The organism is Streptomyces phytophilus, assembly GCF_013870535.1.
Taxonomy (GTDB): domain Bacteria; phylum Actinomycetota; class Actinomycetes; order Streptomycetales; family Streptomycetaceae; genus Streptomyces; species Streptomyces phytophilus.
Genome location: NZ_JACBXC010000188.1, coordinates 1 through 7438, shown reverse-complemented (window position 1 = coordinate 7438; position 7438 = coordinate 1). Strand labels below are relative to the sequence as shown.

General features: G+C 71.7%; 7 protein-coding genes. All 7 read left to right on the top strand.

Annotation, left to right across the window (positions count from 1 at the left end; all coding sequences use genetic code 11):
- Positions 1-58: 58 nt before the first annotated feature.
- Complete coding sequence (locus H5J30_RS11985; RefSeq protein ID WP_181787421.1) at positions 59-931, top strand: MlaE family ABC transporter permease; 873 nt, start codon at positions 59-61, stop codon at positions 929-931.
- A gap of 3 nt (positions 932-934) precedes the next feature.
- Positions 935-1816 carry an MlaE family ABC transporter permease gene (locus H5J30_RS11980; protein ID WP_258563264.1) on the top strand — a complete coding sequence of 294 codons (882 nt, stop codon included), beginning with the start codon at positions 935-937 and terminating at the stop codon, positions 1814-1816.
- The gene (locus H5J30_RS11975) at positions 1813-3099 is read left to right on the top strand and encodes an MCE family protein (RefSeq protein ID WP_181787420.1); all 1287 of its coding nucleotides are present in this window, start codon (positions 1813-1815) and stop codon (positions 3097-3099) included. The genes H5J30_RS11980 and H5J30_RS11975 overlap by 4 nt, the downstream gene beginning before the upstream one ends.
- Complete coding sequence (locus H5J30_RS11970; RefSeq protein WP_181787419.1) at positions 3096-4127, top strand: MCE family protein; 1032 nt, start codon at positions 3096-3098, stop codon at positions 4125-4127. Before H5J30_RS11975 ends, H5J30_RS11970 begins: the two co-directional genes overlap by 4 nt.
- Positions 4124-5149, top strand: a complete 1026-nt coding sequence (locus H5J30_RS11965; RefSeq protein ID WP_181787418.1) for an MCE family protein — start codon at positions 4124-4126, stop codon at positions 5147-5149. The genes H5J30_RS11970 and H5J30_RS11965 overlap by 4 nt, the downstream gene beginning before the upstream one ends.
- Complete coding sequence (locus tag H5J30_RS11960) at positions 5146-6318, top strand: MCE family protein (protein WP_181787417.1); 1173 nt, start codon at positions 5146-5148, stop codon at positions 6316-6318. Before H5J30_RS11965 ends, H5J30_RS11960 begins: the two co-directional genes overlap by 4 nt.
- Positions 6315-7438, top strand: a 1124-nt coding sequence (locus H5J30_RS11955; protein ID WP_181787416.1) for an MlaD family protein, incomplete at its 3' end; no start/stop codon positions are given. The genes H5J30_RS11960 and H5J30_RS11955, both read left to right, overlap by 4 nt.

Sequence of the window (7438 nt, the reverse complement as noted above, 5' to 3'; positions counted from 1 at the left end):
GCGGCTCGGTCGCCCACGCGAAGACGCTGACCATGCCCGCGCCCCCGGAGGAGCGGCCGTGACCGCGACCCTGCCGCCCGTCCCGCAGCCCCCGGACCCCCCGGACCCGGACCCCGGCGGGGAGCCGGAGGCCGCGCCGAAGGAGACGGCCCCCGGCTGGTCCGTACCCGGTGCCGGCGCGCTGCGCGAGACCGGGAAGCTGTTCGCGCTGGCGCTTTCGGTGGCCCGGCTGTCCTTCAAGCGGCCGTTCCAGCTGCGCGAGTTCGTCGAGCAGTTCTGGTTCATCGCCAGCGTGACGATCCTGCCCGCCGCCCTGGTGTCGATCCCCTTCGGCGCGGTGATCGCCCTCCAGGTCGGCTCGCTCACCCAGCAGTTCGGCGCCCAGTCCTTCACCGGCGGCGCCAGCGTCCTCGCGGTCATCCAGCAGGCGTCACCGCTCATCGTGGCGCTGCTGATCTCCGGCGCCGGCGGCTCGGCGATCTGCGCCGACCTCGGCTCGCGGAAGATCCGCGAGGAGCTGGACGCGATGGAGGTCATGGGCGTCTCGCCCGTCCAGCGGCTCGTGGTGCCCCGGGTACTGGCCACGATGGGCGTCGCGGTCCTGCTCAACGGGCTGGTCTCGGTCGTCGGCACGCTCGGCGGCTACTTCTTCAACGTCATCCTCCAGGGCGGCACCCCCGGCGCGTACCTCGCCAGCTTCTCCGCCCTCGCGCAGCTCCCCGACCTCTACATCAGCGAGATCAAGGCGCTGATCTTCGGGTTCATCGCCGGCATCGTCGCCGCCTACCGCGGCCTCAACCCGCGCGGCGGCCCCAAGGGCGTCGGCGACGCGGTCAACCAGTCCGTCGTCATCACCTTCCTGCTGCTGTTCTTCGTCAACACCATCCTGACGTCGATCTATCTGCAGGTCGTCCCCCCGAAGGGAGGCTGAGCGATGGCCCTGGTCCAGAAGGACGGCACGGCGGGGGAGCACGAGCGGCCTCCCCGGCGGCTGCGTCCCGGCCGGCTCCTCGACCGCCCGCTCTCCTGGCTCGACCAGGCCGGCGACCAGCTCATCTTCTACGTACGCGCCCTGCTGTGGACCCCGCGGGCCGCCCGCCGCTACCTCAAGGAGGTGCAGCGGCTGCTCGCCGAGGTCGCCTTCGGCAGCGGCGGCCTCGGCGTCATCGGCGGCACCATCGGCGTGATGTTCGCGATGACCCTGTTCACCGGCACGGTCGTCGGCCTCCAGGGCTACGCGGCCCTCAACCAGATCGGCACCGCCGCCTTCACCGGCTTCGTCTCCGCGTACTTCAACACCCGCGAGATCGCCCCGCTCGTCGCCGGGCTCGCCCTGTCCGCCACGGTCGGCGCCGGCTTCACCGCCCAGCTCGGCGCGATGCGGATCAACGAGGAGGTCGACGCGCTGGAGGGCATGGGCGTGCGCTCCATGCCGTACCTCGTCACCACCCGCATCATCGCCGGGGTCGTGGCGATCGTCCCGCTCTACGGGATCGGGCTGCTCAGCTCGTACCTCGCCTCGCGCGCCGTCACCGTGTTCTACAACGACCAGGCCGCCGGCACGTACGACCACTACTTCAACCTCTTCCTCTCCCCGACCGACGTGCTCCTGTCGTTCATGAAAGTGCTGATCTTCAGCGTGATGGTGATCCTCGCGCACTGCTACTACGGCTTCCGCGCCACCGGCGGCCCCGCCGGCGTCGGCGTCGCCGTGGGGCGCTCGGTGCGTACCGCGATCGTGCTCATCGCGGTCACCGACTTCTTCCTCAGCCTGGCGATCTGGGGCACCACGACCACGGTGAAGGTGTCCGGATGAGCGACGCGCTGGAGACGACGAGACGCAGGCTGGCGGGGCTGGTGTTCCTGCTCGTGCTGGCGCTGCTGGTGTGGCTGTCCGTGGCCGTCTACAACAAGGAGTTCACCGACACCGCGACCGTCACGGTCGAGACCGGCAGCGTCGGCAACGAGATGCACCCGTATGCCGAGGTGAAGATGCGCGGCGTCGTCGTCGGCGAGGTGCGGGAGATCTCCGCGGAGGAGGGCGGCGAGATCGCCCGGCTGACGCTCGCCCTCAAGCCCGGCCAACTCGACCGCATCCCGGCGGACGTGTCCGCGCAGATGCTGCCCACCACGCTGTTCGGCGAGCGGTTCGTCTCCCTGGTCCCGCCCGCGGACGGGGGCGCGGCCGGCGAGACGCTGGCGGCGGGCAGCGTCATCCCGCAGGACCGCAGCAAGAACGCCATCGAGCTGGAGCAGGTGCTCGACAACGTGATGCCGCTGCTCACCGCCGTCAAGCCGTCGAAGCTCTCCGCCACCCTCACCGCCATGGCCGACGCGCTCGACGGCCGCGGCAAGAAGCTCGGCGACACCCTCGTCGAACTCGACGACCACCTGCGGAAGCTCAACCCGCACCTGCCGACGCTCAACCGCGACATCCGCGAGCTGGTCGAGTTCGGCCACCTGTACGCGGACGCCGTCCCCGACCTGATCAACGCGCTCCAGGACGCGACCACGACGAGCAGCACCATCGCCGAGAAGGCCGAGGACCTGGGCGGGCTGTACGGCACGCTGACGACCACGTCGCAGGACCTGGACACCTTCCTGGAGCAGAACCGGGAGAACATCATCCAGCTGTCCGCGGAGGGCCGGCCCACGGTGGAGAAGCTCGCCGAGTACGCGCCGGCGTTCCCCTGCACGCTGCGTACCCTCGCCGACTTCGTGCCCGTCATGGACAAGGCGCTCGGCAAGGGCACCGACAAGCCCGGACTGCACGCGGACGTCGAGGTGCTGCCGTCCCGCGGCAAGTACGTACCCGGCCGGGACACCCCCCGCTTCGACGCCGGCGGCGGCCCGCGGTGCTACGGCGTCCCGTACACCGGCGCGCCCTCCAGGAGCGGCGGCGCGGCGGGCCGGCCGCAGTCCGCGAAGACGCTCGCCACCGACGAGGACGCCCTCGGGCTGCCCAACTCCCCGGCGGAGAACCAGCTTGTCAACGAACTCCTCGCGGCCGGCATGGAGAGCCCGCCCGCCGACCTGCCCGACTGGTCGAGCGTGCTCGCCGGACCCGTCTTCCGCGGCACGGAGGTGCGGCTGAAGTGAACAGAAGAAGCCTCGCGGGGCCGCTGGTCAAGTCCCTCGTCTTCGTCGTGGTCACCGCGCTCGCGACCACCGCCCTCGCCTTCTCCATCGCCAACACCGGCGTCGGCCCCACCGACGGCTACAGCGCCCGCTTCACCGACGTCACCGGCCTCGTCGAGGGCGACAGCGTGCGGGTGGCGGGGGTGAAGGTCGGCGAGGTCGAGTCCATCGAGCTGAGCGGGCGGCGGCACGCGCGAGTGGGGTTCACCGTACGGGAGGGGCGGGAGCTGCCCGCCTCCGTCAACGCCTCCGTCAAGTACCTCAACATGGTCGGCCAGCGCTACATCGACCTGGAGCAGGGCGAGGGCCCGGTGGGCCGCTCGCTCCCGCCAGGCGGCACGATCCCGCTGGCGCGCACCCGGCCCGCGCTCGACCTCACCGAGCTGTTCAACGGCTTCCAGCCGCTGTTCCAGGGGCTGTCGCCGCGGGACACCAACAAGCTCGCGAACGAGATCGTCCAGGTGCTCCAGGGCCAGGGCGGCACGGTCGACAGCCTCGTCGAGACCGTCGGCTCGCTGACCAGCACGCTCGCCGCGAAGGACCGGGTGATCGGCGAGGTCATCGACAACCTCACCGAGGTGGTGGAGACCGTCAACACCCGCGAGAAGGAGTTCAACGACCTGCTGGTCACCCTCCAGGACCTGGTCTCCGGCTTCGCCGACGACCGCAAGCCGCTCTTCCGCGCCGTCGACGCCATGGGCGACCTGACGGCCAGCACCGCCGACCTCGTACACGACGGCCGCGCCCCGCTGAAGGAGGACATCCACCAGGTCGGCCGCGTCGCCGAGCGGCTGGCGGACAACGTGCCGCTGGTGGAGGAGTTCCTGGAGCGGACGCCGGTGAAGATGGCCACGCTGGGGCGGCTCGCCTCGTACGGCTCGTGGTTCAACCTCTACCTCTGCGAGGCGCAGGTGACGGGCGTGAGCACGTCCGACGGCAGCGAGCCGCCGACCGGGATCTCCGTGACCCAGCCGAGGTGCGAGCGATGAGACTGCCCGCGCTGAAACCCGTACGCGAACGCAACCCCGTCGCCGTGGCGCTGGTGGGGCTGCTGGTCCTCGCCCTCGGCGGGCTCGCCGCGTACCGCGCCGACGCGCTCCCCGGCGTCGGCGGCGGCACCGCCTACACCGCCCACTTCTCCGAGGCCGCCGGGCTGCGCCCCGGCGACGAGGTGCGGGTCGCGGGCGTGAAGGTGGGCGAGGTGGACGGCGTCGGGCTCGACGGGGCGAAGGTCGCGGTCGACTTCACGGTGCGCGACGCCTGGATCGGCGACCGGTCCACCGCCGCCATCGCCATCGAGACGCTGCTCGGCGAGAAGTACCTGGCCGTCGACCCCCTCGGGGACGCCCGGCAGGACGCCGACCAGCCCATTCCGGTCGACCGCACCACGTCCCCGTACGACGTCACGCAGGCGTTCCAGGACCTGTCGTCCACCGTCGGCGAACTGGACACCAAGGCCCTCGCGGACAGCTTCGAGGTGATCTCGGAGACCTTCGAGGACACCCCGCCGAACGTGCGCAAGGCGGCGAACGGGCTGGCGGACCTCTCCGAGACCCTCTCCTCCCGGGATGCCGAGCTGGCCCGGCTGCTGTCCGGCAGCAACGAGATCACCAAGACCCTGAAGAACCAGAACGACACGTTCGAGACGCTGCTGGAGGACGGCAACGACCTGCTCGCCGAGGTACGCGCCCGGCGCGACGCGATCCACGCCCTCTTCACCGGCACCCGGGACCTGGCGAAGGAGCTGGACGGGCTGGTGGACGACAACGAGGCGCAGATCGGGCCGACGCTCGACGCCCTCGACCGCGTCACCGACGTGCTCCAGGACAACGAGAAGAACCTCGACAAGGCGCTGGCCACGGCCGGCCCGTACTACCGGCTCGTCGGCAACACCCTCGGCAGCGGGCGCTGGTTCGACAGCTACCTGTGCGGCCTGGTGCCCAAGGACTACGCGCCGGACGTCGTGCCGGACGCCGGCTGCAAGCCGCCCAAGCCGAAGGGGGGCCGATGAGGATACGGCCTGGAACGGGAGCGGCCCGGCGCGTCCGCGCGGCCGCGGGCGGGCTGCGGCCCCGCAGACCGGTCGCGCTGCTGGTCGCCGCGGCGGTGCTGGCGGCCGCGGGCACCTGGGGCGTACGGGCGCTCTCGGGCCCCGAAGGCAAGGCGGTCACCGCCTACTTCGACTCCGGAGTCGGCCTCTACGGCGGCTCGGACCTCAGGATCCTGGGCGTCAAGGTCGGCACCGTCGACTCCGTCGAGCCCGAAGGGGACCGGGTGCGCGTCGAGCTGACCCTCGACCACGACGTCCCGGCGCCCGCGGACGTACAGGCGGCGGTCATCGCACCGAGCGTGGTCTCCGGCCGCTACGTGCAGCTCAGCCCCGCCTACACCGGCGGGCCCGAGCTGGCGGACGGCGACGAGATCCCCGTCGAACGGACCGCGACGCCGGTGGAGATCGACGAGCTGTACGCCTCCCTCACCGACCTCGGCGACGCCCTCGGCCCCGACGGCGCCAACGCGCAGGGCGAGCTGAGCGGGCTCATCGAGACCGGCGCCCGCAACCTGGAGGGCAACGGCAAGGAGATCGGCGACAGCATCGACCGGTTCGGCGACGCCACCCAGACGCTCTCCGGCCGCAGCGGCGACCTCTTCGCCACGGTCGAGAACCTGCAGTCCTTCACCACCATGCTGAAGAAGAACGACGCGCAGGTGCGCGACGCCGAGCGGCAGCTCGCCGACGTCGGCACCTTCCTCGCCGAGGACAAGGACGAACTGGCCGCGGCGCTGAAGGAACTGGGCAAAGCCCTCGGCAAGGTGCAGGGGTTCATCGAGGACAACCGCGGCCGGCTCAGGACCAACGTCGGCAAGCTCGCCTCGCTCACCCGCACGCTCGTCGACAACCGGGCCTCGCTCGCCGAGGCGCTGGACGCCGCGCCGCTGGCCACCGACAACCTGCTGCGCGCGTACAACCCCGGCAAGCGCACCATCGACGGCCGCGGCAACCTCAACGAGCTGAGCATGGGCGGCCCGCCGGACGCCGGCCTGGCGGCCACCGGCGGCGCCACCGGACGCGAAGGGCTCGTACCGGCGCCCGCCGAGCGGCGCGCGGAGCTGCCCGGGCTGCCGCTGCCCGCGGTCGGCGACGTCTACGGCACGCCCGAGCGGGGAGGCGGGCGATGAACCGGTACCTCAAGGCGGTCGCCGGGATCGCGACCGCCGCGCTCGTCCTCGCCTCGCCCTTGGTGGTGATGGAGGTCTACCAGAGCGCCGACGTCGAGTTCACCGGCATCCAGGACCTGCCGCTGCCCGGCGGCGCCGACCTGGGCAGCCACCCGTACGAGGTCACCGCCGAGTTCGAGGACGTGCTGAGCCTCGTGCCGCAGTCCTCGGTGCGGGTCAACGACGTGGCCGTCGGCCGGGTCACCGGCATCGAGGTCGCCGACGACGGCTGGACCGCGCTGGTCACCATGAAGGTCAACGGCGACGTGCGGCTGCCTTCCGGCGCGTACGCCCGGATCGAGCAGTCGAGCCTGCTGGGCGAGAAGTACGTCCAACTGCTTGCCCCGCCCGCCGAGAAGCGCATCGACGCGCAGGACGCGGGCGGCCTGGGCACCGCCCCCGGGGATGTGACCGCGGCCGCGGCCCCGGCCGGCGCGGAGCCCGACATCCCGCTCGCCCGCACCAACCGCAACCCCGAGGTCGAGGAGGTCTTCGGCGCCCTGTCGATGCTCCTCAACGGCGGCGGCATCGAGCAGCTGCGCACCATCAGCCGGGAGCTGAACGACGCGCTCGACGGCAACGAGCCGCAGGTCCGCTCCATGCTCAAGCGCGTCGACACCCTGATGAAGAGCCTCGACGACAACAAGGACGGCATCACCGACGCGCTCGACAGCGTCAACCGGCTGTCCGCCACCCTCGCCACCCGCAGGACCGAGATCGGCGTCGTCCTCGACGACCTCAGCCCCGGCATGAAGGTGCTGGAGGAGCAGCGCGGCTCGCTGGTCACCATGCTGCGCTCGCTGGACCGGCTCTCCGACGTCGCGGTGGAGACCATCGACGCGAGCAAGGAGGACATGGTCGCCGACCTCAAGGCCCTCGGCCCCGTGCTGAAGAACCTCGCCGACGCCGGGCAGGCGCTGCCGGACTCGCTGGAGGTGCTGTTCACGTACCCCTTCACCGACGAGGTGCTGCGCGGCGTCAAGGGCGACTACCTCAACATCTACCTCACGGTCACCGCCCCTTCCGGCACGCAGATCATCCCGCCGCTGACCGAGGACCCGATCCCCGGCTCCGGCGACCC